General features: G+C 69.6%; 21 protein-coding genes. 13 read left to right on the top strand and 8 right to left on the bottom strand.

The window, feature by feature from the left end:
- Positions 1–23: 23 nt before the first annotated feature.
- The 4 genes from rplI to rpsF form a co-directional block, all read right to left on the bottom strand.
- Positions 24–470: a 50S ribosomal protein L9 gene (rplI, locus tag OG898_RS12295; RefSeq protein ID WP_243331152.1), complete on the bottom strand. Its 447-nt coding sequence runs from the start codon at positions 468–470 to the stop codon at positions 24–26.
- 18 nt (positions 471–488) lie between these two features.
- Positions 489–725 (bottom strand): 30S ribosomal protein S18, encoded by a 237-nt coding sequence (gene rpsR / locus OG898_RS12290; protein ID WP_005315025.1) that lies wholly within the window; start codon positions 723–725, stop codon positions 489–491.
- A gap of 43 nt (positions 726–768) precedes the next feature.
- Complete coding sequence (locus OG898_RS12285; RefSeq protein ID WP_266956744.1) at positions 769–1,371, bottom strand: single-stranded DNA-binding protein; 603 nt, start codon at positions 1,369–1,371, stop codon at positions 769–771.
- A 72-nt stretch (positions 1,372–1,443) separates the two neighbouring features.
- The gene (gene rpsF, locus OG898_RS12280) at positions 1,444–1,734 is read right to left on the bottom strand and encodes a 30S ribosomal protein S6 (protein ID WP_015034882.1); all 291 of its coding nucleotides are present in this window, start codon (positions 1,732–1,734) and stop codon (positions 1,444–1,446) included.
- A 250-nt stretch (positions 1,735–1,984) separates the two neighbouring features.
- Here rpsF and OG898_RS12275 point away from each other — a divergent pair, with 250 nt between their 5' ends.
- The 3 genes from OG898_RS12275 to OG898_RS12265 all read left to right on the top strand — a co-directional run bounded on the left by OG898_RS12275 (position 1,985) and on the right by OG898_RS12265 (position 4,646).
- Entirely contained in the window at positions 1,985–2,299 is a 315-nt protein-coding gene (locus tag OG898_RS12275) for a hypothetical protein (protein WP_250738612.1), read from the top strand.
- 129 nt (positions 2,300–2,428) lie between these two features.
- Positions 2,429–3,547: a peptidoglycan bridge formation glycyltransferase FemA/FemB family protein gene (locus OG898_RS12270; RefSeq protein ID WP_250738613.1), complete on the top strand. Its 1,119-nt coding sequence runs from the start codon at positions 2,429–2,431 to the stop codon at positions 3,545–3,547.
- 67 nt (positions 3,548–3,614) lie between these two features.
- On the top strand, positions 3,615–4,646 hold the full coding sequence (locus tag OG898_RS12265; RefSeq protein ID WP_250738614.1) for an alanine racemase: 1,032 nt from the start codon (positions 3,615–3,617) through the stop codon (positions 4,644–4,646).
- A gap of 1 nt (position 4,647) precedes the next feature.
- Here the strand turns inward: OG898_RS12265 and OG898_RS12260 are convergent, their stop codons facing one another.
- Both OG898_RS12260 and OG898_RS12255 read right to left on the bottom strand, forming a co-directional pair.
- Positions 4,648–6,108 carry a glycosyltransferase family 87 protein gene (locus OG898_RS12260; RefSeq protein WP_250738615.1) on the bottom strand — a complete coding sequence of 487 codons (1,461 nt, stop codon included), beginning with the start codon at positions 6,106–6,108 and terminating at the stop codon, positions 4,648–4,650.
- A gap of 89 nt (positions 6,109–6,197) precedes the next feature.
- Positions 6,198–8,741, bottom strand: a complete 2,544-nt coding sequence (locus OG898_RS12255; RefSeq protein WP_250738616.1) for a transglycosylase domain-containing protein — start codon at positions 8,739–8,741, stop codon at positions 6,198–6,200.
- Positions 8,742–9,016: 275 nt separating this feature from the next.
- On the opposite strand from OG898_RS12255, the gene OG898_RS12250 reads away from it, so the two are divergent.
- The 3 genes from OG898_RS12250 to OG898_RS12240 all read left to right on the top strand — a co-directional run bounded on the left by OG898_RS12250 (position 9,017) and on the right by OG898_RS12240 (position 12,137).
- Complete coding sequence (locus tag OG898_RS12250; protein ID WP_250738617.1) at positions 9,017–9,619, top strand: PadR family transcriptional regulator; 603 nt, start codon at positions 9,017–9,019, stop codon at positions 9,617–9,619.
- A gap of 49 nt (positions 9,620–9,668) precedes the next feature.
- Positions 9,669–10,751 carry an inositol-3-phosphate synthase gene (locus OG898_RS12245; RefSeq protein ID WP_250738618.1) on the top strand — a complete coding sequence of 361 codons (1,083 nt, stop codon included), beginning with the start codon at positions 9,669–9,671 and terminating at the stop codon, positions 10,749–10,751.
- A 105-nt stretch (positions 10,752–10,856) separates the two neighbouring features.
- The gene (locus OG898_RS12240; RefSeq protein ID WP_266956740.1) at positions 10,857–12,137 is read left to right on the top strand and encodes an MFS transporter; all 1,281 of its coding nucleotides are present in this window, start codon (positions 10,857–10,859) and stop codon (positions 12,135–12,137) included.
- Between the two features lie 61 nt (positions 12,138–12,198).
- On the opposite strand, the gene OG898_RS12235 is transcribed toward OG898_RS12240, so the two are convergent.
- The gene (locus OG898_RS12235; RefSeq protein WP_250738621.1) at positions 12,199–13,641 is read right to left on the bottom strand and encodes a CCA tRNA nucleotidyltransferase; all 1,443 of its coding nucleotides are present in this window, start codon (positions 13,639–13,641) and stop codon (positions 12,199–12,201) included.
- A gap of 187 nt (positions 13,642–13,828) precedes the next feature.
- Between OG898_RS12235 and OG898_RS12230 the strand changes: the two genes are divergently transcribed.
- The 7 genes from OG898_RS12230 to trxA all read left to right on the top strand — a co-directional run bounded on the left by OG898_RS12230 (position 13,829) and on the right by trxA (position 23,332).
- Positions 13,829–16,099 (top strand): DUF6049 family protein, encoded by a 2,271-nt coding sequence (locus OG898_RS12230; protein WP_266956738.1) that lies wholly within the window; start codon positions 13,829–13,831, stop codon positions 16,097–16,099.
- 46 nt (positions 16,100–16,145) lie between these two features.
- Positions 16,146–18,323, top strand: coding sequence for a murein biosynthesis integral membrane protein MurJ (murJ, locus tag OG898_RS12225; protein ID WP_250738623.1), 2,178 nt, complete (start codon positions 16,146–16,148; stop codon positions 18,321–18,323).
- A gap of 117 nt (positions 18,324–18,440) precedes the next feature.
- Positions 18,441–20,168 carry a protein kinase family protein gene (locus tag OG898_RS12220; protein ID WP_250738624.1) on the top strand — a complete coding sequence of 576 codons (1,728 nt, stop codon included), beginning with the start codon at positions 18,441–18,443 and terminating at the stop codon, positions 20,166–20,168.
- A gap of 24 nt (positions 20,169–20,192) precedes the next feature.
- Positions 20,193–20,897 (top strand): RNA polymerase sigma factor SigM, encoded by a 705-nt coding sequence (gene sigM / locus OG898_RS12215; protein WP_250738625.1) that lies wholly within the window; start codon positions 20,193–20,195, stop codon positions 20,895–20,897.
- Complete coding sequence (locus OG898_RS12210; protein WP_266956736.1) at positions 20,894–21,856, top strand: anti-sigma factor; 963 nt, start codon at positions 20,894–20,896, stop codon at positions 21,854–21,856. Before sigM ends, OG898_RS12210 begins: the two co-directional genes overlap by 4 nt.
- 124 nt (positions 21,857–21,980) lie before the next feature.
- On the top strand, positions 21,981–22,940 hold the full coding sequence (trxB, locus tag OG898_RS12205; RefSeq protein WP_250738628.1) for a thioredoxin-disulfide reductase: 960 nt from the start codon (positions 21,981–21,983) through the stop codon (positions 22,938–22,940).
- A 53-nt stretch (positions 22,941–22,993) separates the two neighbouring features.
- The gene (trxA, locus tag OG898_RS12200) at positions 22,994–23,332 is read left to right on the top strand and encodes a thioredoxin (RefSeq protein WP_250738630.1); all 339 of its coding nucleotides are present in this window, start codon (positions 22,994–22,996) and stop codon (positions 23,330–23,332) included.
- 120 nt (positions 23,333–23,452) lie between these two features.
- On the opposite strand, the gene OG898_RS12195 is transcribed toward trxA, so the two are convergent.
- Positions 23,453–24,070, bottom strand: coding sequence for a GNAT family N-acetyltransferase (locus OG898_RS12195; RefSeq protein ID WP_250738631.1), 618 nt, complete (start codon positions 24,068–24,070; stop codon positions 23,453–23,455).
- Positions 24,071–24,170: the final 100 nt, after the last annotated feature.

The raw sequence follows: 24,170 nt of genomic DNA, 5'->3' as shown, positions 1-24,170 counted from the left end.
GTGCGGCCCTTCATGCGCAGCCCTTAGGCGGCGACGACCTCGATGCCGACGGTCGCGGCCACGTCAGCGTGCAGACGCACGGAGACCTGGTACGAGCCGAGGGTCTTGATCGGGGAGCCCAGCTCCACGCGGCGCTTGTCGACCTTCGGGCCACCGGACGCCTCGATCGCCGTGGCGATGTCGGAGGGCGTGACGGAACCGAAGAGACGACCGGCGTCACCCGCGCGGGTGGCCAGACGGACCTTGACGTTCTCGAGCTTGGCCTTGAACTCGTTGGCCTGCTCGATCGTCGCGATCTCGTGGATCTTGCGGGCGCGGCGGATCTGCGCCACGTCCTTCTCGCCACCCTTGGTCCAGCGGATCGCGAAACCACGCGGGACCAGGTAGTTGCGGGCGTAGCCGTCCTTGACGTCGACGACGTCGCCGGCGGTGCCGAGGCCAGAGACCTCGTGGGTCAGGATGATCTTCATTATTCGGTCACCCTTTCCTTATCGCGCGGTGGACGTGTAGGGCAGCAGTGCCATCTCACGGCTGTTCTTCACAGCCGTGGCGACGTCACGCTGGTGCTGCGTGCAGTTGCCGGTGACGCGGCGGGCACGGATCTTGCCACGGTCGGAAATGAACTTCCGCAGCATGTTCGTGTCCTTGTAGTCCACGTACGCGGTCTTGTCCTTGCAGAACGCGCAGACCTTCTTCTTAGGCTTGCGCACAGGCGGCTTCGCCATTGTGTCTCTCCTGTGAAATCAAGAAGTGGGGGACCGAGCTGCCCTAGAAGGGCGGCTCGTCCGAGTAGCCACCGCCGGAGCCGCCGGAGCTTCCGCCCCAACCGCCACCGCCGCCGCCCTGCTGCTGGCCGCCGGCCGGCGCACTGGACGCCCAGGGGTCGTCGGAGGGAGCTCCGCCGCCCTGGGGGGCGCCGCCACCGGGGGCTCCGCCCCAGTTGCCACCGCCGCCGCCCTGCTGCTGACCGCCGCCACCGCCGCCGTATCCACCCTGGCCACCGCGACCAGTGGTCTTGGTGACCTTGGACGTGGCGTTCTTCAGGCTGGGGCCGACTTCCTCGACGTCCAGCTCGTAGACCGTGCGCTTGACACCCTCACGGTCCTCGTACGACCGCTGCTTCAGCCGGCCCTGCACGATGACGCGCATGCCCCGCGTAAGGGACTCGGCGACGTTCTCAGCCGCCTGGCGCCAGACCGAGCAGGTCAGGAACAGGCTTTCGCCGTCCTTCCACTCATTGGTCTGCTTGTCGAAGGTGCGGGGAGTGGACGCGACACGGAACTTCGCGACCGCCGCACCCGAGGGGGTGAAGCGCAGCTCGGGGTCGTCGACGAGATTGCCGACGACCGTGATGACGGTCTCGCCTGCCATGGATGAACCTCTCGGCGGGGATTGCTGCTGGGCTGCTGTGCTACTCGGTCCCGATTACCGCTGAACCGAAGTTCAGTGGGTCTCGGGGCGAAGGACCTTGGTCCGGAGAACCGACTCGTTCAGGTTCAGCTGTCGGTCAAGCTCCTTGACGACCGCAGGCTCGGCCTGAAGGTCGATGACCGAGTAGATGCCCTCGGGCTTCTTCTTGATCTCGTAAGCGAGACGACGACGGCCCCAGGTGTCGACCTTCTCGACCTTTCCGTTGCCCTCACGGACGACAGAAAGGAAGTTCTCGATCAGCGGGGAGACAGCGCGCTCCTCGAGATCGGGGTCGAGGATGACCATCACTTCGTAGTGACGCATGTGGAACCCACCTCCTTTGGACTCAGCGGCCACGGTCGTTCCGTGGCAGGAGGGTCGTGATGCGTGCGCACGGCATCTGCAGAGCAGACACCGCGCAGCTGTACAGACTACCTCCTCCACTCCTTCCGGTTGAAATCCGGCGGCAGGAGGCCACAATCTGTATGCATCGGGTGTGCTCGGTGCTATGCCTTCGGCGTCTGCCGGAGGAAGCCCGCAGCACCGCTCTGCTGCAGCCAGGAGGTGCCTTCCGATGGCACAGGCAATGCGTCCTCAGTCCTCCATCTCGCTCTTCGCCACCGACGGCAAGCCCCATCCGCTCCAGGACACCCTGGTGGCCGTCACCCTGGTCCTCGGCGCCGTGGCGTTCATCACGGGCTTCTTCCACCATCTGCACCTGCTCAGCTCGTGGACCGGGCTGATCGGGATCGTCACCGGGCTCTACGGGCAGTTCATCTCTGCCACGACACGCGAGCGCACAGCGCTGATCATCGGGCTCGGAGCCTCTGCCATCGGCTTCTTCCTCGGCATGGCGCACGGCGGTCTCTTCGGCGGCTGGCTGGGCTGACCGGGTGCCTCCGCGACGGGGCGCCGGCCTCCCACGGGCCCGGGCCCGGCCTGTCCCCCAGATGGGTGGCGCCCCCGTCGCAGTAGGCTTCGCGCCATAGCCAGCGAAGCCGCCGAGGAGACGCCCCGCATGAGCCTGTCCCTGAGGACCATCAGCCGAGAGCAGCACCTGGGCTACCTCCAGAGCCTGCCCTCGGCTAGCCATTGCCAGGTCCCGGCGTGGGCCGACGTGAAGAACGAGTGGCGTTCCGAGAACCTCGGATGGTTCGACCAGTCCGGCGAACTCGTCGGCGCCGCACTCGTGTTGTACCGACAGCTGCCCAAGGTGAAGCGGTACCTCGCGTACCTCCCCGAGGGCCCGGTCATCAACTGGTACGCCCCCAACCTCGAAGAGTGGCTCCAGCCGATGCTGGCGCACCTCAAGCAGCAGGGCGCCTTCACCGTGAAGATGGGCCCGCCCGTCGTCATCCGCCGCTGGAACTCGACCGCCATCAAGGCCGGTATCCAGGACCCGGAGGTCAAGCGCCTGCGCGACGTGGAGGCCTCCGTCATCGAGCCCCGCGCCTTCGAAGTCTCCGACAAGCTGCGCCGGATGGGCTGGCAGCAGGCCGAGGACGGCGGAGCCGGCTTCGGCGACGTCCAGCCCCGGTACGTCTTCCAGGTACCGCTCGCCAACCGCTCGCTGGACGACGTCCTCAAGGGCTTCAACCAGCTGTGGCGCCGCAACATCAAGAAGGCCGAGAAGGCCGGCGTCGAGGTCGTCCAGGGCGGCTACGAGGACCTGCCCACCTGGCAGAAGCTGTACGAGGTCACTGCCGAGCGCGACAAGTTCCGCCCGCGCCCGCTCAGCTACTTCCAGCGCCAGTGGACGGCCCTCAACGCCGAGGACCCCAACCGGATGCGGCTGTACATCGCCACGCACGAGGGGGAGCCGCTGGCCGCCGCCACGATGCTCACCGTCGGCCAGCACGTCTGGTACTCGTACGGCGCCTCCGCCAACCACAAGCGCGAGGTCCGTCCCTCGAACGCGATGCAGTGGCGCATGCTGCGCGACTCCTACGCGCTCGGCGCAAGCGTCTACGACCTGCGCGGCATCAGTGACACCCTGGACGAGAACGACCACCTGTTCGGCCTCATCCAGTTCAAGGTCGGCACGGGCGGCGAGGCCGTCGAGTACGTCGGCGAGTGGGACTTCCCGCTCAACAAGCTGCTGCACAAGGCGCTCGACATCTACATGTCGCGTCGCTGACCCCGCCCCATCCACACACACCGCACCGCTGCACCACGCAGCTTTTCGAGAGAGGCTCCGGACGGGCATGGCGCTCACGCTCTACGTCGACACCGCGCGCTGGCGTGCGCACCAGAAGCAGATCCAGGACCAGTTCCCCGGGATGATCCCCGTCTGCAAGGGCAACGGCTACGGATTCGGTCACGAGCGGCTCTGCGAGGAGGCGACCCGGATGGGTGCCGACGTCCTCGCCGTCGGTACGACCTACGAGGCCGCCAGCATCAAGGACTGGTTCGGCGGTGACCTGCTCGTCCTCACCCCGTTCCGGCGCGGCGAGGAGCCGGTGCCGCTGCCGGACCGGGTCATCCGCTCGGTGTCCTCGCTGGACGGGGTGCGCGGCCTGGTCGGCGCCCGTGTGGTCATCGAGTGCATGAGCTCGATGCGCCGGCACGGGATCTCCGAGCAGGAGCTCGGCCAGCTGCACTCGGCGATCGAGGACGTCCGGCTGGAGGGCTTCGCCCTGCACCTGCCGCTGGACCGCCCGGACGGCTCGGACGCCGTCGAGGAGGTCATCGGCTGGATGGACCGGCTGCGCGCGGCCCGGCTGCCGCTGCACACCATGTTCGTCAGCCACTTGAAGGCCTCGGAGCTGGCGCGGCTGCAGCAGCAGTTCCCGCAGACGCGTTTCCGGGCCCGCATCGGCACCCGGCTGTGGCTGGGCGACCACGAGGCGACCGAGTACCGCGGCGCGGTGCTCGACGTCACCCGCGTCGCCAAGGGCGACCGGTTCGGCTACCGGCAGCAGAAGGCCGCCTCCGACGGCTGGCTGGTCGTCGTCGCAGGCGGCACGTCCCACGGAGTCGGCCTGGAGGCCCCCAAGGCCCTGCACGGGGTGATGCCGCGTGCCAAGGGCGTCGCCCGGGCCGGACTCGCCACCGTCAACCGGAACTTGTCGCCGTTCGTGTGGGCGGGCAAGCAGCGCTGGTTCGCCGAGCCGCCGCACATGCAGGTGTCCATCCTGTTCGTGCCGTCGGACTCTCCCGAGCCGAAGGTCGGCGACGAGCTGGTGGCGCACCTGCGCCACACCACCACGCAGTTCGACCGGGTGCTCGACGCCTGAGTCACTCCCCGGGGCGCGCGCCCCATTCCACTCGCTGACCCTCCGAAGGCGCCGCGTCCAGCGGCGCCTTCGGCGTACGCGGGAACGTGAAGACGTCCTCGGCGCCGTCCAGGACGCCCCCGGAGGGGTCGTCCGAGCCGTCGCGCCGCACCACGTCCCGCTCGGGCAGCAGGATGTCGCGTACGACCACGGCGCACAGGTAGAGCGTGCACAGCAGGTGGGCCGTGATCGCCAGCTGGTACCCCTCCAGCGGCAGGCCCTGGTGCTTGTCCCCGCTGGTCGTGTAGGCGAGGTAGAACCAGATCCCCAGGAAGTAGACGACCTCGCCGGCCTGCCAGATCAGGAAGTCCCGCCAGCGGGGCCGGGCCAGTGCGGCGAGCGGGATGAGCCAGAGCACGTACTGGGGCGAGTAGACCTTGTTGACGAGGATGAAGGCGGCCACCAGCAGGAAGGCCAGCTGGGCGAAGCGCGGGCGGCGGGGCGCGGTGAGCGTGAGCAGGCCGATGCCCGCGCACAGCAGCAGCGTCAGGCCCGTCGCATAGGTGTTGGCGCCTTCGAGGGGGTTTCCGGAGCGCTGGGAGATCAGCAGCCATACGGATCCGAAGTCGATGGGCCGCTCCTGGCTGAAGGTGTAGAACTTCTGCCAGCCCTCCCAGGCGAAGATCATCACGGGAAGGTTCACCACGAGCCAGGCGACCACGGCGCCGCCGACCGCATCGCCGAACGCACGCCACTTCCCGGCCCGCCAGCAGAGCACGAACACGGCCCCGAGCAGCAGGACGGGATAGAGCTTGGCCGCGGTGGCCAGGCCGATCAGGACGCCGAAGGACACCGGCCGGCTCCGCGACCACATGAGCATCGCGGCGGCGGTCAGGGCGATGGCCAGCAGGTCCCAGTTGATGGTCGCGGTGAGCGCGAAGGCGGGAGCGAGGGCGAAGAGCAGCGCGTCCCAGGGCCTCCGGCGGTGGGTACGGGCCACGCACACCGCGATCACGGCGGCGCAGACCATCAGCATGCCCGCGTTGACCATCCAGTACATCTGCTCCCGGTGCTGCATGGAGCCGCTGCCGGGGGTCATCCAGGAGGCGATCTCCATGAAGAGCCCGGTGAGCACCGGGTACTCCAGGAACTGCATGTCGCCCGGGATCCGGTCGAAGTACGGGGTGAGGCCGTCGGCGAAGCCGCGCACGACGTAGAGGTGCGGGATGTCCGAGTAGCAGGCGTGGGTGTACTGGGAGCCGGCCCCGCGGAACCACGCCCAGTCGTAGCAAGGCAGCTTCTGCACCATGCCGAGCGCGAACATCCCCAGGGCGACGAGCACGACGACCCGCACCGGGGTCAGCCAGTGGCCGCCCAGCCGGGCGTAGCGGCCCAGCGGGCCGCCGATGAGCTCGCTCCCCGCGGCGGCCACCTCGTCCTGCTGAGTGGGCAGTACGGGGCTGTCCTCGTGCACCTTCGTCATGCGCACATCCTGCCGTACGGCGCCGCACATGGGAGAGGGCCGCCGCACTCGGTGCGACGGCCCTCTCCTGCCGTGTCGTGGGCGCTGGGTCAGCCGCCCGTGGAGCCCCCTATCGGGAAGCCTCCGGTCCCGCCGTTCGTCGTGCCGCCCGGCCTGCCGCCGCCCGTCTTGCTGGGCGAGGGCGAAGGTGACCGGGAGGAGCTGGCGCTGGGGTCCGGGTCGCAGATGGCCCACGGCTTGCAGGTCGGCTTGCCGCCGCTGCGCGAAGGGCTGGGGCTGGGGGTCGGGGACGGCGAGTTCGACGGCGAGGGCGACGGCGAGGGCGAGGGGGACGGCGAGGGCGACGGCGAGGGCGCGCCGGAGGCGTCCGCGACGACACCGATCTCGTCGGGCTCCGGGAAGTCCGACTCCGGGACGCCGTTCAGCGCCTCCTTCATGTACTTGGTCCAGATCTCGGCCGGGATGTCACCACCGTGGAGGGAGGGGATGCCCGCCACGCCCCTCATCGAGATCAGTTCCTTCTTCTCCGCGCTGGGGTCCGAGCGGAACAGCGCCACGGAGGTGGACAGCTCGGGGGTGTAGCCGACGAACCAGGCCGACATGTTCTTGTCGGTGGTACCGGTCTTGCCCGCGGCGGGCCGGCCGAGCTTCTTGGCCTTCGTACCGGTGCCGTTCTCGACGACGTTGCGCAGGACCTTGGTGATGTTGTCCGCGACGGAGTTGTCCATGGCCCGCTCCGCCTTGGGCGCCTCGAAGCCGGGGACGTCGTTGCCGTTCTTCTTGACGCTGCGCACCGAGTACGGGTCGTGGTGGGTGCCGGAGGCGGCGAAGGTGGCGTACGAGTCGGCCATCCGGATGGCGCTGGGGGTCGAGGTGCCCAGCGCGAAGGAGGCGTTGTCGTTCGGGTCGAAGGACTCCTTCAGGATGCCGGTCGACTCGGCGACCTTCTTCACCTTGTCGTGGCCGACGTCGAAGACGAGCTGGGCGAAGGGAACGTTGATGGACTTCTCCATCGCCTCGTTCAGGGTCACGAAGCCGTACGGGGCCGGGTTCTCGTTCTTCTGCTTGAACGGCTTGCCGGACCCGTCGCGCAGCGGCTGGCCCGCACGGTTGTTGATCACCGTGAGGTCGTTCGCCTGGTACTTGCTGTCGGCCGAGATCCCCTTGCCCTTGGAGTTCTGGGTGCCGTACTGCATGGCCGCCGCGAGCACGAACGGCTTCCAGGTCGAGCCGACCTGGACACCGGAGGTGTTGGCGTTGTTGTTGAAGTGCTTCTTGTCGATGCCGGGTCCGCCGTACAGGGCCACGAGGGCGCCGGTCTTCACGTCCACCGAGGCCGCACCGAACTGGACGAACGTGTCCGTATCGGGCCGCTTCTTCTCGTCGAGCATCCCGTCACGGGTGCCCTCGACGGCCTTGACCAGCGCGTCCACCTTCGTCTTGTCGAAGGTGGTGTAGATTCGGTAGCCGCCCTTGGCCAGGTCCTCGACCTTGATGCCGTTGGTCTTCAGCATGTACAGCTTGGCCGTCTCGACCAGGTAACCGATCTGGCCGGACATGCCGGCGGCCTCGGGAGCCTCGATCAGGGCGGGGAAGTCCTTGAACTGATCCCTCTCCGCCTTCTGCATGCGGCCCACCTCGACCTCGCGGTCCAGCACCCAGGCCCAGCGCTTCACGGCCCGGTCCTTGTTCGCCTCGGGCGTGGCCGCGGAGCCGATGCCGCCGTCGGGGTTGTAGAGGTTCGGGCCCTTGAGCACGGCGGCGAGGAAGGCGCTCTCGGAGGGCGTCAGGTCGTTGCAGTCCTTGCCGAAGTAGGCGCGCGCGGCAGCCTGGATCCCGTAGGCGTCGCGACCGTAGTAGGCGGTGTTCAGATAGCCGGCGAGGATCGTGTTCTTCTCCTCGCTCACACCCAGCTTTATCGAGATGAAGAGCTCGGTGACCTTTCGCTTGAGCGTCTGGTCGGAGTCCAGGTACGTGTTCTTCACGTACTGCTGGGTGATCGTCGAGCCGCCCTGGGTCGATCCGCCCTTGGCCATGTTCCACACGGCGCGGGCGATGCCCATCGGGTCGACGCCCTTGTCCGACTCGAAGGACTCGTTCTCCGCCGCGATCACGGCGTTCTGCATCGACCGGGGGATCTTCTCGATGGGGACGATCTGGCGGTTCACAGAGCCGCCGGTCGCGACCATCTGGGTGTCGTCGGACCAGTAGAAGACGTTGTTCTGCGCATCGGCCGTCTTGTTCGCGTCAGGCTTGTTCACCATGGCGATGCCGATGCCGGCGCCTGCCGTGATGATCGCGAAGAAGCCCAGGGCCGTGCCGCAGACGAACTTCCACGAGGGGACGAAGCGCTTCCAGCCGACCTTCTCGCCGCGCGGATAGTTGATGAACCGCTTGGGGCGGCCGGCGCCCGCGGCGCCCCTGCCCCGTCCCGCCGGGGCGCGGCCGGCGGATCTCCGGGCGTCCGATCGGCTGCCGTGCCCCGGCTGCTGCCCGTACGGCCCACTGGGTGACGCGGTGGGGACGTCACGCCCTGAACCGGCGCCCCTGGAGGGGCGCTGCTGGGCAGCCTTGCGGGCGGCGGCGCGGCCGCCGCCCTGGGGCTGTTGCGGTTTGCGGCGGTGCTCGCTCATCGAACGACTACTCCTCGGGCAGGCGAGTGGCCTGGAAGCGGCAGGTGAGTTCCGGTCCCCCCGGTGTCATGGCGCACAGACTACGCACGCCCAAAAGCCAATCAGTGCCGAAGTTCACCCCAAATCAGGCAACTTGCCTCGCGCAAATCGGTGATGTGACGCCGGTCACCGTGTCACCACTTGTAGCTGACGGCTACCCGTTCTATCGTCTGGATGTATCGAGTCGATACATCAGCTCGACATAAAGACTCCGAGGCGGGGGAAAGGGCAGGCGGATGAGCAGGCGCTCAGGCATCCTCGAGTTCGCTGTTCTCGGCCTGCTCCGCGAATCCCCGATGCACGGTTACGAGCTGCGCAAGCGACTCAACACCTCGCTGGGGGTGTTCAGAGCGTTCAGTTACGGGACGCTCTACCCCTGCCTCAAGACGCTCGTCACCAACGGATGGTTGATCGAAGAGCCGGGCAACGCCCCGGAGGACGCTCTCGCCGCTTCACTCGCAGGGCGCCGCGCCAAGATCGTCTACCGGTTGACGGCAGCAGGTAAGGAGCACTTCGAGGAGCTCCTCTCCCACACGGGCCCCGATGCCTGGGAGGACGAGTCCTTCGCCGCCCGCTTCGCCTTTTTCGGCCAGACCGAACGAGACGTACGCATGCGGGTACTGGAAGGCCGTCGCAGCCGCCTTGAGGAGCGCCTGGAGAAGATGAGCGCCTCGCTGGCTCGCACACGCGAGCGGCTCGACGACTACACGCTCGAGCTGCAACGCCACGGCATGGAATCCGTGGAGCGCGAAGTGCGCTGGCTGAACGAGCTCATCGAGAGTGAGCGGGCGGGACGGGATCAGAGACGACCCGGTCCGTCCGACGAAACTGCAAAGTGAGGTCTGCATCTCGCAGGCCTCGTCCGAGAACAAACAGGGAGCAACCGGAATGGGTTCGGTTCGCGTAGCCATCGTCGGCGTAGGCAACTGCGCCGCCTCGCTGGTGCAGGGCGTCGAGTACTACAAGGACGCCGACCCGGCGGCCAAGGTCCCCGGTCTGATGCACGTCCAGTTCGGCGACTACCACGTGAGCGACATCGAGTTCGTCGCCGCTTTCGACGTCGACGCGAAGAAGGTCGGCCTCGACCTTTCGGACGCCATCGGCGCCAGCGAGAACAACACCATCAAGATCTGCGACGTCCCGAGCGCGGGTGTGACCGTTCAGCGCGGCCACACCCTGGACGGTCTCGGCAAGTACTACCGCGAGACCATCGAGGAGTCGGCCGAGACCCCGGTCGACATCGTCCAGACCCTCCTGGACCGCCAGGTCGACGTCCTGATCTGCTACCTGCCGGTCGGTTCCGAGGCTGCGGCGAAGTTCTACGCCCAGTGCGCCATCGACGCCAAGGTCGCCTTCGTCAACGCCCTCCCGGTCTTCATCGCCGGCACCAAGGAGTGGGCGGACAAGTTCACCGAGGCCGGTGTCCCGATCGTCGGCGACGACATCAAGTCGCAGGTCGGCGCCACCATCACGCACCGCGTGATGGCGAAGCTGTTCGAAGACCGCGGTGTCCGTCTTGAGCGCACCATGCAGCTCAACGTCGGCGGCAACATGGACTTCAAGAACATGCTGGAGCGCGACCGCCTCGAGTCGAAGAAGATCTCCAAGACTCAGGCCGTCACCTCGCAGATCCCCGACCGCGAGCTCGGCGAGAAGAACGTCCACATCGGCCCGTCCGACTACGTGGCGTGGCTCGACGACCGCAAGTGGGCCTACGTCCGCCTCGAAGGCCGCGCCTTCGGTGACGTCCCGCTGAACCTCGAGTACAAGCTCGAGGTGTGGGACTCCCCGAACTCCGCCGGTGTCATCATCGACGCGCTGCGCGCCGCGAAGATCGCCAAGGACCGCGGCATCGGTGGCCCGATCCTGTCGGCCTCGAGCTACTTCATGAAGTCCCCGCCGGTGCAGTACTTCGACGACGAGGCGTACGCGAACGTCGAGAAGTTCATCAAGGGCGAGGTCGAGCGCTAGTCGAACCCCGGCGTCCGCAAGGACGCCTGGACTTCGAGAGCTCTTCCACGGAGGGTCCCCGGGCAATGTGCCCGGGGACCCTCCGCGTGTGTGACCCTTTCCCTCATGGCTGTCGTACGTGATCTGCGCGTACTCCTGCGTCTGCGGGACTTCCGCAACCTGCTCGCCGTACGGCTGCTCTCCCAGGCCGCCGACGGGGTCTACCAGGTCGCACTGGCCGCCTATGTCGTCTTCTCCCCGGAGAAGCAGGCCTCGCCCGCGGCCATCGCCTCGGCCATGGCCGTGCTCCTGCTGCCCTATTCGGTGATCGGCCCCTTCGCGGGAGTCCTGCTGGACCGCTGGCGCCGCCGCCAGGTCTTCCTCTACGGCAACCTGCTGCGGGCCTTCCTCGCCTGCGTCACCGGCATGCTGATCGTCGCGCACGTCCCCGACTGGCTCTTCTACGCCTCGGCCCTGTCCGTGACCGCGGTCAACCGCTTCGTCCTGGCCGGGCTCGCGGCCTCCCTGCCGCGGGTCGTCGGGCCCGGCCAGCTGGTCACCGCGAACGCCCTCTCACCCACCGCGGGAACGCTCGCCGCCGTCGCCGGCGGGGGACTGGCCTTCCTCGTCCGGGTACTCGCCGACGACTCCGACGCCCTGGTCGTCCTCCTCGGAGCCGGCCTCTACCTGTGCGCGGCCCTGGTCTCCCTGCGCCTGGCACTGGATCTCCTCGGGCCCGACCACCCTCCCGGGCGGATCAACCCGACCGTCGTCCAGGGGGTCGCCCTCACCGTGCGGGGCCTGGCCGAAGGCCTGCGCCACCTGGCCTCCCGGCGCGAGGCGGCCCGGGCGCTCACCGCCATGACCGTCATGCGCTTCTGCTACGGGGCCCTGTTCGTCACGCTGCTCATGCTCTGCCGCTACGCCTGGTCGGACAACGAGGCCGACGGGCTGGCCCTGCTGGGCGTCACGGTCGGCGTGTCCGGGGCCGGGTTCTTCGCGGCCGCCGTCGTCACTCCCTGGCTGGTGGGCCGGCTGGGCTCCCTCGGCTCCATCACCCTGTGCGCCGCGGGCGCCGCGGTGCTGGTGCCGGCGCTCGGCCTGTTCTTCGCACCCGGGCCGATGCTGGCGGCCGCCTTCGTGCTGGGCCTGGCCACCCAGGGGGCCAAGATCTCCACCGACACCGTGGTGCAGTCCCAGGTGGACGACGCCTTTCGCGGCCGCGTCTTCTCCGTCTACGACGTGCTCTTCAACGCCGCCTTCGTCGGCGCCGCCGGGGTGGCCGCCCTCGTGCTCCCCCTCGACGGGCACTCCGTCCCCCTGATCGTCGGGGTGGCCCTGCTCTACGCCGCTACCGCCGTACTCCTCATGCGTCAGGGCGATGTTTCACGTGAAACATCGCCCTGACCGCAGCACGACCGGCTCTCCGCACCGATGTTTCACGTGAAACATCGCGGTGCCCGGGCCCTCAGGCCTGAGCGGCCCACCACTCCTTGAGGGCGGCCACCGCAGCGTCGTGCTCCATGGGACCGTTCTCCAGCCGCAGCTCCAGCAGGAACGCGTACGCCTTGCCGATCACCGGGCCGGGGCCCACATCGAGGACCCGCATGATCGCGTTGCCGTCGAGGTCGGGCCGGATCGCGTCCAGCTCCTCCCTCTCCTGCAGCTGGGCGATGCGCTCCTCCAGCCCGTCGTAGGTGCGGGAGAGCGCGTTCGCCTTGCGCTTGTTGCGCGTGGTGCAGTCGGACCGGGTCAGCTTGTGCAGGCGGTCCAGCAGCGGACCGGCGTCGCGGACGTAGCGCCGCACGGCCGAGTCGGTCCACTCCCCGTCCCCGTACCCGTGGAAGCGCAGGTGCAGCTCCACCAGCCGGGCCACGTCCTTGACCATGTCGTTGGAGTACTTGAGCGCGGTCATGCGCTTCTTGGTCATCTTCGCGCCCACCATCTCGTGGTGGTGGAAGGAGACCCGCCCGTCGCTCTCGAACCGGCGGGTCCGGGGCTTGCCGATGTCGTGCAGCAGGGCCGCGAGCCGCAGCACCAGGTCCGGGCCGTCCTCCTCCAGCGCGATCGCCTGCTCCAGCACGATCAGCGAGTGGTCGTAGACGTCCTTGTGCCGGTGGTGCTCGTCGCTCTCCAGCCGCAGCGCCGGCAGCTCCGGCAGCACGTGCTCGGCCAGCCCCGTGTCCACGAGGAGGCCCAGGCCCTTGCGCGGGTGTGCGGACAGCAGGAGCTTGTTCAGCTCGCCCTGGACCCGCTCGGCCGAGACGATCTCGATGCGGCCGGACATCTCCGTCATCGCCGCCACCACGTCCGGGGCGACCTCGAAGTCGAGCTGCGCGGCGAACCGCGCCGCCCGCAGCATGCGCAGCGGGTCGTCGGAGAAGGAGTCCTCGGGAGTGCCCGGGGTGCGCAGCACGCCCGCCTGGAGGTCCTCCAGACCGCCGTGCGGGTCCACGAACTCCTTCTCGGGGAGCGCGACGGCCATCGCGTTCACCGTGAAGTCGCGGCGGACGAGGTCTTCCTCGATCGAGTCGCCGTAGGAGACCTCGGGCTTGCGCGAGGTCCGGTCGTAGGACTCCGACCGGTAGGTCGTCACCTCGATCTGGAAGCCCTCCTTCTGCGCACCGACCGTGCCGAAGGCGATGCCGACGTCCCAGACCGAGTCAGCCCACGGCCTGATGATCTTGAGAACGTCCTCGGGCCGGGCATCGGTGGTGAAGTCGAGATCATTGCCGAGGCGCCCGAGCAGCGCGTCGCGGACGGACCCGCCGACCAGGGCGAGGCGGAAACCCGCCTCCTGGAAACGGCGGCCGAGCTCGTCGGCGACAGGGGCGATCCGCAGCAGTTCACTCACTGCGCGGGCCTGCCCGTGATTCAGGACACTGGGGTTGTCTTCGTTGGCGTTCGGCACAACAGAAAAGGGTACGTGCCCGGCCCGCCGCGAGCTCCCGTGTTTTGCGGCCACCCCGGCCCGCGGCCGCTCCGGGGCGGGCCCGATCATGTGGAGCAAGGCGCGGCACTCGCGCACAGCGGGCCTCGTTACCATGCGTGGACGCACAAACGACGACCACTGACACTCCGAGGGACGGGCGAGCGCGTTGGCCGATGCGGCAGACATCCAGGGGGCGTCCCTCGCTCCTGCCCGGCGGCGCTGGCTGCGACGTGCCGTCGTCCTGCTCGCCGGGACGCCGGTACTCGCCGGCCTGGTCTACTCGCACGTGCCCGAAGCCCAGGCCGCCGAGACCGCGGCCACCGCCGTCGACATCCAGCTCGACGCCCTGACACCGAGCGCGCCGGTCAAGGGCGACACCCTCACCATCTCGGGCACCGTCGTGAACAACGGCTCCGAGAAGATCACCGACGCACACGTGGGTCTGCGGGTCGGGCCGGCGCTGGGGGACCGCAGCTCCATCGACGAGGCCGCCGAGCGCGGCGGATTCCGGGCGGGCACCGACCCGGCGGAAGTCGGCCCTGAGTTCGCGGTGAAGATCGATTCGCTGCCTTCGAAGGTCAGCCAGCCCTTCACCCTCAAGGTTCCGGTGAACAAGCTGGACCTGGACGAGGACGGCGTCTACCAGCTCGGCGTCTCCGTGTCCGGGGAGACCGAGAGCCGCCAGTACGAGCAGGTCCTCGGCATCAAGCGGACCTTCCTGCCCTGGCAGCCGGAGCCGGCCGCCAAGCGCTCGCAGCTCGCGTACGCCTGGCCGTTGATCTCCACCACGCACTTGACCTCGGAGACCGGCTCGGACGAGCTGCAGACCCCCGTCTTCCTCGACGACAGCCTCGCCGACGAGCTGCGGACCGGCGGCCGCCTGGAGCAGATGGTCACCCTCGGCAAGGACCTTCCCATCACCTGGGTCATCGATCCGGACCTGCTCTACACCGTCGACGCCATGACAAAGGGATACCGGGTCCGCACCCCCGAGGGCCGGACCGTCCCGGGCAAGAACAAGGCCATCGCCGAGCAGTGGCTGAGCTCGCTGGAAAGCGCCGTCCAGGGCAAGAAGGTCGTCGCACTGCCCTTCGCGGATCCGGACATCGCCTCGCTCGCCCACCGCGGCAAGGACGTCTCCGGCACCCTGGGACAGCTGCGGCCGGCCACGGACAAGGCGAAGCAGGCCGTGGAGACCGTCCTGCACGTCCCCGCGAGCACCGACTTCTCCTGGCCCGTGGAAGGCGCCATCGACCCGTCGATCGTCAACGTCGCGACGTCGGCCGGCGCCCACAACGTCCTCACCCGCAGCGACAGCCTCCAGGAGACCGGCGCCCTCGGCTACACCCCGTCGGCCGCGCGGCCCATCGGCGCGGGCACCACGGCCGTCGTCGCCGACGCCGGACTCTCCCTCGCGTTCAGGGGCGACATGCTCCGCGCCGGGAACTCCACCCTCGCGGTGCAGCAGTTCCTCGCCCAGACCCTCGCCCTGAACCTGCAGAAGACCGACAACCAGCGCAGCTTCGTCGTCGCTCCGCAGCGGATGCCCAGCGCCAGCCAGGCACAGACGATGGCCGCCGCCATCCGGGGTCTGCAGTCGGGCCGCTGGAGCCAGGGCGTGGACCTGGAGGCGGCCGCCGCGGCGACCCCCGACCCCCGCGCCGCCACCCAGGTCCCGGGAGCCGGCCAGTACCCCGAGGCGCTGAGCAAGCAGGAACTGCCGGTCTCCGCCTTCGAGAAGATCCGCACCACCGAGAACACGCTCGGCCACTTCAAGGTGATCCTGACCGCGCCCGACCGCGTCGAGATCCCCTTCGGCAACACCACCAACCGGGAGATGTCCTCCTCGTGGCGCGGCCGGCCCGACCCGGCCCGGGCCTACCGGGACCAGGTGCAGCAGTACCTGGTCCGGCTCACCGAGAAGGTCAAGATCATCCCGAAGTCCGACGCGACGCTCTCCGGACACAGCGCGACCATCCCGGTCACCGTCCAGAACAGCCTCGTCCAGGACACCCACAACCTGGTCCTTCGGCTGCAGTCCGCCAACCCGACCCGCCTGATGTTCGGCGACAGCGGCGAGGCCCAGCAGGAAGTCGCGATCCAGGGCGGGCACAGCCAGACCGTGAAGTTCCCCGCCAACGCCACCGCGAGCGGCCCCGTCTCGGTGACGGCCCAGCTCTTCACCACCGACGGCGTGCCCTACGGAAAGGCCCGCAAGTTCACCGTCGAAGCCACGGAGGTGACCCCGACCGTCATGCTCGTCATCGCGGGCGGTGTCCTCCTCCTCGTGCTGGCCGGCATCAAGATGTACGCCAGCCGCAAGCGTGTCGCGGCACGCACCGCCGCAGAGGAGAGCACGCAGCAGAGTGACGAGTCCCCGGACACCGGACCGCAAAGCGCGGACCCGTCCGGCACGGGTGAGACAGTGGACCGTTGAGCGATGCCGTGGCCGGTCGGCCTGGGGACGATGAGGTGGGGTTTCGATGAACGCGCCGTACGAAGGTGACCGCGCGCAGGGCACTGGCGGGCCTGCGCCCTCCCAGGGCACTGCCCCCGGCGCCCCGGTGCCGGGGCAGGTTCCCGCGCCCGCGCCCGCGCCGGACCACGACCCCTATGTCCAGGACGCCTACGCCTACGACCCGTACCGGGCGCAGGACCTCTCCGCCCAGGATCCGGTGGCGGAGGTCCTCTACGACCGGGCCTCGCACCCGCCGCCACCGCCCGGCACCTTCCAGGAGCCCGGCCCGCTCTACGCGGCCCCGGCGGCCCCCTCCTACGCCCCGGACCCGAGGGTGTGGGCCCAGACCCCGCCGCCCGAGCCGGACGGCCCCTCCCGGCACCTTCCCTACGGCGACCACGCCACGACCACGCAGTTCGTCGGCGTGGACTCCCTCGTGACCAAGGCCGCCGACCAGGACCCCCGCCCCGACGCCTTCGCCCACCTCTACCGGGACCAGGACGCGGCGCCCCGCACGCCCGCCGAGGACGCGCCCGTGGCCGCCCCGGCACCGAGCAAGCCCGCCGGACGCGCCTCCAGCCTGCTCAAGTCCAGCGCCTTGATGGCCGCCGGCACCATCGTCTCCCGCATCACCGGCTTCCTGCGGACCCTCGTGATCGCCGGTGCGATCGGCGTCGCCACCCTCAACGACAGCTACCAGGTCGCCAACACCCTGCCGACGATGATCTACGTCCTGGTCGGCGGCGGCGCCCTCAACGCCGTCTTCATCCCGCAGCTCGTGCGCGCGATGAAGAACGACGAGGACGGGGGAGAGGCGTACGCCAACCGGCTGCTGACCCTCGTCATGGTCCTGCTGGGCGCCGTCACCGTGGTCTGCGTGCTCGCGGCCCCGCTGTTCATCGGCATGATGTCGCAGAAGATCGCCGACGACCCCGCGCGCCTGGACGTCGCCGTCGCCTTCGCCCACTACTGCCTGCCCACCATGTTCTTCATGGGCGTGCACGTGGTCCTCGGTCAGATCCTCAACGCCCGCGGCCGGTTCGGCGCGATGATGTGGACCCCGGTCCTCAACAACATCGTCGTCATCGCCACCTTCGGCGCCTTCATCTGGGCCTTCGGCGGCTTCACCACCACGGGCGTCACCGAGGCCGGCATCACCCCCGAAGGCGTCCGGCTCCTGGGCCTCGGCACCCTGCTCGGCCTCGTCGTCCAGTCCCTGGCGATGCTTCCCTACCTGCGCGACGCCGGCTTCAAGCCGCGCCTGCGGTTCGACTGGAAGGGCCACGGCCTCGGCAAGGCCGCCGGCCTGGCCAAGTGGACGTTCTTCTTCGTCCTCGCCAACCAGCTCGGCCTCATCGTCGTCACCCAGCTCGCCACCTGGGCGGGCGAGGTCGCCGACAAGCAGGGCCACGGCGGTACCGGCATCACCGGCTACAACTACGCCCTACTGCTCTGGCAGATGCCGCAGGCCATCATCACCGTCTCCGTCATGACCGCCGTCCTGCCGCGCATTTCCCGGTCCGCCCACGACGGCGACGCCTCCGCCGTCCGTGACGACATCTCCTACGGACTGCGCACCTCGGCCGTCGCGATCGTGCCCTGCGCCTTCGCGTTCCTCGCCCTCGGCGTCCCCATGGCAGGCCTGCTCTACGCCGGTTCCGGCACCCAGAGCGCCCAGAACATCGGCTTCATCCTGATGGCCTTCGGCCTCGGACTGATCCCCTACTCCGTCCAGTACGTGGTCCTGCGCGGCTTCTACGCCTACGAGGACACCCGGACGCCCTTCTACAACACGGTCATCGTGGCCGCCGTCAACGCGGGCATGTCCGCCGTCGCCTTCTTCGTGCTCCCCGCCCGCTGGGCCGTCGTCGGCATGGCCGCCGCCTACGGCCTCGGCTACGCCGTGGGCGTCGGTGTCGCCTGGCGCCGACTGCGCACCCGCCTCGGCGGCGATCTCGACGGGGCGCACGTGATGCGCACCTACACCCGGCTCATCGGCGCCTGCGTCCCCGCCGCCGCCGTGGCCGGCGCCGTCGCCTTCGCCGTCCTGCACTTCATCGGCAGCGGAGCCCTCGGTTCCCTCACCGCCCTGGTGGCCGGCGGCATCTCCCTGGCGGCGGTGTTCCTCGTCGCCGCCAAGCGGATGCGCATCGAAGAACTCAACGCCATGGTCGGGATGGTCCGCGGGCGCCTGGGGCGCTGATGCGTACAACCATCCTGTCCTCTGGCGTGTCGTGCAGATCGGTGGACTGTGGGCACAATTGGCATGGCTTCGCAGACTGGGCGACAGCGCGCAACGGATGGGGAGGCGGGGACGACGGTGGCGGAACGTAGCACGGCTGCCGTCGACGTGGCCGACAACAGCGGCGACGAGCCGCTGGCCGCGGAGACGGCCCAGGCCACGGCCGACGGGGTGGACACCCAGAACGGACAAGCCGCGGACGGAACCATGCCCGAGAAGGACGGCGACCGCAGGACCCCGGCACCTGCTGCCGCGCCCGAACTGCACAGCGGCCACAAGCTGGCCCGACGCTACCGGCTCGAAGAATGCGTCACCCGTCTGGACGGATTCAGCAGCTGGCGTGCGATGGACGAGAAGCTGCGCCGGGCCGTGGGCGTCCACCTGCTGCCCGCCGACCACGCGCGGGCCCGCGCCGTCCTGGCCGCCGCCCGCTCCTCGGCCCTGCTCGGCGACCCCCGGTTCGTCCAGGTCCTCGACGCCGTGGAGGAGAACGACCTCGTCTACGTCGTCCACGAGTGGCTGCCCGACGCCACGGAGCTCACCGCGGTCCTCGCCGCCGGCCCCATGGAGCCGCACGAGGCCTACCAGCTCGTCAGCCAGGTCTCCCAGGCCATGGCCGCCGCACACCGCGAGGGCCTGGCGCACCTGCGCCTGACCCCCAGCGCGATACTGCGCACCTCCACGGGCCAGTACCGCATCCGCGGCCTCGCCGTGAACGCCGCCCTGCGCGGCATCACCAGCGAGACCCCGCAGCGCACGGACACCGAGGCCATCGGCGCCCTCCTGTACGCCTCGCTGACCCAGCGCTGGCCCTACGAGAACGACGCCTACGGCCTCACCGGCCTGCCCAAGGGCGTCGGCCTGATCGCCCCCGACCAGGTCCGCGCGGGCGTGCACCGGGGTCTGGGCGAGCTGGCCATGCGCGCCCTCGCCAACGACGGGGCCACCGCCTCCCGTCAGGAACCCGCCTGCACCACTCCGGAAGAGCTCTCCAAGGCCGTGGCCGCGATGCCCCGCATCCGGCCGCCGGAGCCCACCTTCACCGCGCCTCCGGAGTACCAGCACACCACCTACCAGCAGGGCAGCTACGGCAGGCCCCAGGGCCCCGGCATGCCCACCGCGCAGGTCCTCACCGTCGTCCCCCCGCCGCCGCCCCTGACGAGCCGTACCGGGCGCGTCCTCAAGTGGGGCGTGGCCGCCCTGCTGATCGCCGCCCTCGGTCTGGGCAGCTGGCAGCTCGCCGACACCCTGCTCAACCGGAGCAACCAGGGCAGCACCAACGGCAGCCAGACCACGCAGCAGAAGCCCGCGGACATCGAGGAGAAAAAGGCACCGGCGCTCCTGACCATCACCGGTGCACGCGAGTACGCACCCGACGACAAGCCCCAGGACGCGGGATCCGTCAGGAACACCTACGACAGGGATTCCACCACGTACTGGCGCACCAAGTACTACCTCGACGGTCCCGATCTGAAGCCGTCCATCAAGGCCGGCGTCGGCATCGTCTACGATCTCGGATCCGAGCACGAGGTCACCAGTGCCTCCATAGAGGTGCGGTTCGCGGGCAACCACACCACCACCACGCTCTACGCGGTCGACTCCCTCGCCCCCTCCGGCACGGTCTCCTCCATGCCGAAGCTGGCCACGGCCAAAACCTCCGACAGCAGCTTCACCCTGACCGTCGAAGAGCCGGTCAAGACCCGGTACGTCCTCCTGTGGATGACCGCCATGCCGTGGGCTCCCCCCGAGGGCGGCAGCGGTGCCGGGTACAAGCAGGCCATCACCGACGTGAAGTTCACAGGCTGACCGGCAGCAGCGAAGGGGGCGGCTTTGGACGAGGCGACACCCATCGGCGGCAGCAGCGACCAGGAGCTCCTGTCGCTGCACGCCGCCGGTGACCCGGACGCCTTCGGTGAGCTCGTGCGCAGGCACCGCGACCGGCTCTGGGCCGTAGCCCTGCGCACCCTCGGCGACCGGGAGGAGGCCGCCGACGCCGTGCAGGACGCCCTCGTCTCCGCCTACCGCGCCGCGCACACCTTCCGCGGCGAATCCGCCGTCACGACCTGGCTGCACCGCATCACCGTGAACGCCTGCCTGGACCGGGCCCGCAAGGCCGCCTCCCGCAGGACGTCACCCCTCGACGACACGGACCGCCTGGAGCGCCTCCTGGAGCCCCACGAGTCCGCCGAGGCCCCCGCGGAGCGCCAGGACCTCCACCGGCAGCTACTGGCCGCCCTGAGCACCCTCCCGGCCGATCAGCGGGCCGCCCTCGTCCTCGTCGACATGCAGGGCTACCCCGTCGCCGAGGCCGCCCGCATCCTCGACGTCCCCGTCGGCACCGTGAAGAGCCGCTGCGCCCGCGGCAGGGCCAAACTCGTCCCGCTCCTCACTCATCTGCGCACGCATACCGGGGATAACACCGATACCGAGCGGGGAAGGAACCGGACACCGGGGACAACCGTCCCACCGGCGGCAGACCGCGGGGACCCGACCCCGGATCCCAACGCAGTGAAGGGCGGAGGTGGACGAGCGTGAACCCCACAACCGGCGCGACCGGCACGATCGGGCACCCCGACGTCTCGGAGATCTCCGAGCTGGCGGAAGGCCTCCTCTCCCCGTCGCGCACGGCGGAGGTACGCAGCCATCTCGGCGCCTGCCCCCTGTGCGCGGACGTCCGTGCCTCCCTGGAGGAGATCCGGGCCCTGCTCGGCACCCTGCCCGGCCCCGCCCGGATGCCCGCCGACATCTCCGGCCGGATCGACGCGGCCCTCGCCGCCGAAGCACTCCTCGACGCCACCGCGCCGCACAGGGAGCCCGAGCCCGTCAGCCCCGCCGGAGCGGCCGACGGGTCGCCCGGTCCCGACGGTCCCGATGTTTCACGTGAAACGCCCGCCGCCCCGCTCGGTGAGAAGGGCGCCCTGCGGCCCTCCGGTCACCCGGCCGGCGCAACCGGCCCCGGACGGCGTCGCGCACGCCGCCGCGTCGCTCTTGCGGGCGGGCTGCTCGCGGCGTGCGCCGCCGGTGTCCTGGTGTTCGGCCTGACGTCCGGCGACCAGGCCGGCCAGGACATGACCGCGCGGAGCGACGCATCCACCGCGCAGTCCGGATCCGGCACGCCCGAGTACACCGCTCAGGGGCTCCCCGGCACGGTGCGCCAGCTCCTCGCCTCCGCCGCCCGTGGCGACCAGGCTGCGGGGGAGCGGAACAACACCTTCGGAGTGGAGAACAGCCCCGCGTCCGAACCGAGCCTCGCCCCGGGCGACGGCGGGGCGCCCAAGGCACCCGCCTGCGTCCAGAAGGCCACCGGCCGGACCGAGACCCCGCTGGGCTTCGAGTCCGGCACCTACGAGGGCAAGGACGTCTTCCTCCTCGTCCTGCCCCACCCCGGCGACCCCGCCTCCGTGGACGCCTATCTCGTCGGCTCCGCCTGCGTCACCGACCCCTCGGCCGCGCCCGGAAAGCCTCTGCTCACCCGTACCTATCCCAGGAGCTGAAAGACCGGAAAGCCCGGGGGAAAACTCGGGAATGCGGGCGCCGTAGGATCCGTTGGGTGGGGTGAGAGTCCACACCGGCCCCCCGGTAGGCAGCAGGCAGTCCGCAGAGACGAGGAATCAACCCGTGAGCGACGTACGAAACGTGATCATCATCGGCTCCGGGCCGGCCGGTTACACGGCCGCCCTGTACACCGCACGCGCTTCGCTCAAGCCGCTGGTCTTCGAAGGTGCCGTCACCGCCGGTGGCGCGCTGATGAACACCACCGAGGTCGAGAACTTCCCCGGCTTCCAGGACGGCATCATGGGTCCGGACCTCATGGACAACATGCGCGGCCAGGCGGAGCGCTTCGGCGCCGAGCTGATTCCGGACGACGTCGTGTCCGTGGACCTCACCGGTGAGATCAAGACCGTCACCGACACCGCCGGCACCGTGCACCGCGCCAAGGCCGTGATCGTGACCACCGGTTCCCAGCACCGCAAGCTCGGCCTGCCCAACGAGGACGCCCTCTCCGGACGCGGCGTCTCCTGGTGCGCCACCTGCGACGGGTTCTTCTTCAAGGAACACGACATCGCCGTGATCGGCGGCGGTGACACCGCGATCGAGGAAGCCACCTTCCTCTCCCGGTTCGCCAAGTCCGTCACGATCGTCCACCGCCGCGACTCCCTGCGCGCCTCCAAGGCCATGCAGGACCGCGCCTTCGCCGACCCGAAGATCAAGTTCGCCTGGGACAGCGAGGTCGCAGAGATCCACGGCGAGCAGAAGCTCACCGGTCTGACCCTGCGCAACACCAAGACCGGTGAGACCTCCGCCCTGCCCGTGACCGGCCTCTTCATCGCCGTCGGCCACGACCCGCGCACCGAGCTCTTCAAGGACCAGCTCGACCTCGACGCGGAGGGCTACCTCAAGGTCGACGCCCCCTCCACCCGCACCAGCCTCACCGGTGTGTTCGGCGCGGGCGACGTGGTCGACCACACCTACCGTCAGGCCATCACCGCCGCGGGCACGGGTTGCTCCGCGGCCCTCGACGCCGAGCGCTTCCTCGCCGCCCTCGCGGACGCCGAGAAGGCGCACGCGGCGGTCTGACACCCTCAAGCAGCACCACACCCCACTCCCCGCAGGAAAAGAAGGAGGCCGCTGTGGCCGGCACCCTCAAGACCGTCACCGACGCAAGCTTCGATGACGACGTCCTCAAGAGCGACAAGCCCGTCCTGGTGGACTTCTGGGCCGCCTGGTGCGGTCCGTGCCGCCAGATCGCTCCGTCCCTCGAGGCCATCGCCGCCGAGTACGGTGACGAGATCGAGATCGTCAAGCTCAACATCGACGAGAACCCGGAGACGGCGGCCAAGTACGGCGTCATGTCCATCCCGACCCTGAACGTCTACCAGGGCGGCGAGGTCGTCAAGACCATCGTCGGCGCCAAGCCGAAGGCCGCCATCCTGCGCGACCTCGACGGCTTCGTCACCAGCAAGGCCTGACGCACCGGCGTCCGAGTCCGGACGCGATCGTGTGACACGGGGCCGCTCCCTGCCAGGGGCGGCCCCGTCCGCATGTCCGGCCGTCCGCAGGTCAGGCCGGTCCGGGCCGGCGGTGCCCTCTCACAGCGGACGCAGCGCCGGTTCCTTCCGGGCCGCGCCCAGCAACCGGTCCAGGGCCAGCTCCACGTCTTCCTTCCACGACAGCGTGGACCGCAGCTCCAACCGCAGCCGGGGACGCGTCGGATGCGGGCGTACCGTCTTGAACCCCACGGCCAGCAGATGGTCCGCAGGCAGCAGGCAGGCCGGACCGTCCCACCGGGCGTCCCCGAAGGCCTCGATCGCCCGGAACCCCCTGCGCAGCAGATCCTTCGCCACCGTCTGGACCATCACCCGCCCCAGCCCCTGGCCCTGATACCCCGGCATGATCCACGAGGTAATGAGCTGTACGGCGTCCGGGGACACCGGGCTGGTCGGGAACGCGGTCGCACGCGGCACGTACGCCGGCGGCGCGTACAGCACGAAGCCCACGGGAACCTCGTCCACGTAGACCACCCGGCCGCACGAGCCCCACTCCAGGAGGACGGCGGAGATCCACGCCTCCTTCTCCTCGGCAGGGTTCCCCGCCTTCACGGCAGCCTCGCCGCTGACGGGGTCCAGCTCCCAGAAGACACAGGACCGGCAACGCCGGGGCAGGTCTTGAAGGTTGTCCAGCGTGAGAGGTACCAGCCGACGACCCATGACCGCATCGTATCCACAGCTCGAATCACCCGAAACCGCAACAAGGCAAAGGGGCGGGCCGCACCGGCTCACACCGGCACGACCCGCCCCCCGGGCTGTG

The sequence above is a fragment of the Streptomyces sp. NBC_00193 genome (genome assembly GCF_026342735.1).
In the GTDB taxonomy this organism is placed as follows: domain Bacteria; phylum Actinomycetota; class Actinomycetes; order Streptomycetales; family Streptomycetaceae; genus Streptomyces; species Streptomyces stoeckheimensis.
Note: the sequence above shows the minus strand (reverse complement) of the source record. Positions and strands in the feature narration are given on the sequence as shown.

What these genes read in the sequence shown, in the direction of transcription:
- rplI (WP_243331152.1), bottom strand. Translation starts at nt 470, where the DNA reads ATGAAGATCATCCTGACCCACGAGGTCTCTGGCCTCGGCACCGCCGGC.
- rpsR (WP_005315025.1), bottom strand. Translation starts at nt 725, where the DNA reads ATGGCGAAGCCGCCTGTGCGCAAGCCTAAGAAGAAGGTCTGCGCGTTC.
- OG898_RS12285 (WP_266956744.1), bottom strand. Translation starts at nt 1,371, where the DNA reads ATGGCAGGCGAGACCGTCATCACGGTCGTCGGCAATCTCGTCGACGAC.
- rpsF (WP_015034882.1), bottom strand. Translation starts at nt 1,734, where the DNA reads ATGCGTCACTACGAAGTGATGGTCATCCTCGACCCCGATCTCGAGGAG.
- OG898_RS12275 (WP_250738612.1), top strand. Translation starts at nt 1,985, where the DNA reads ATGGCACAGGCAATGCGTCCTCAGTCCTCCATCTCGCTCTTCGCCACC.
- OG898_RS12270 (WP_250738613.1), top strand. Translation starts at nt 2,429, where the DNA reads ATGAGCCTGTCCCTGAGGACCATCAGCCGAGAGCAGCACCTGGGCTAC.
- OG898_RS12265 (WP_250738614.1), top strand. Translation starts at nt 3,615, where the DNA reads ATGGCGCTCACGCTCTACGTCGACACCGCGCGCTGGCGTGCGCACCAG.
- OG898_RS12260 (WP_250738615.1), bottom strand. Translation starts at nt 6,108, where the DNA reads ATGACGAAGGTGCACGAGGACAGCCCCGTACTGCCCACTCAGCAGGAC.
- OG898_RS12255 (WP_250738616.1), bottom strand. Translation starts at nt 8,741, where the DNA reads ATGAGCGAGCACCGCCGCAAACCGCAACAGCCCCAGGGCGGCGGCCGC.
- OG898_RS12250 (WP_250738617.1), top strand. Translation starts at nt 9,017, where the DNA reads ATGAGCAGGCGCTCAGGCATCCTCGAGTTCGCTGTTCTCGGCCTGCTC.
- OG898_RS12245 (WP_250738618.1), top strand. Translation starts at nt 9,669, where the DNA reads ATGGGTTCGGTTCGCGTAGCCATCGTCGGCGTAGGCAACTGCGCCGCC.
- OG898_RS12240 (WP_266956740.1), top strand. Translation starts at nt 10,857, where the DNA reads ATGGCTGTCGTACGTGATCTGCGCGTACTCCTGCGTCTGCGGGACTTC.
- murJ (WP_250738623.1), top strand. Translation starts at nt 16,146, where the DNA reads ATGAACGCGCCGTACGAAGGTGACCGCGCGCAGGGCACTGGCGGGCCT.
- OG898_RS12195 (WP_250738631.1), bottom strand. Translation starts at nt 24,070, where the DNA reads ATGGGTCGTCGGCTGGTACCTCTCACGCTGGACAACCTTCAAGACCTG.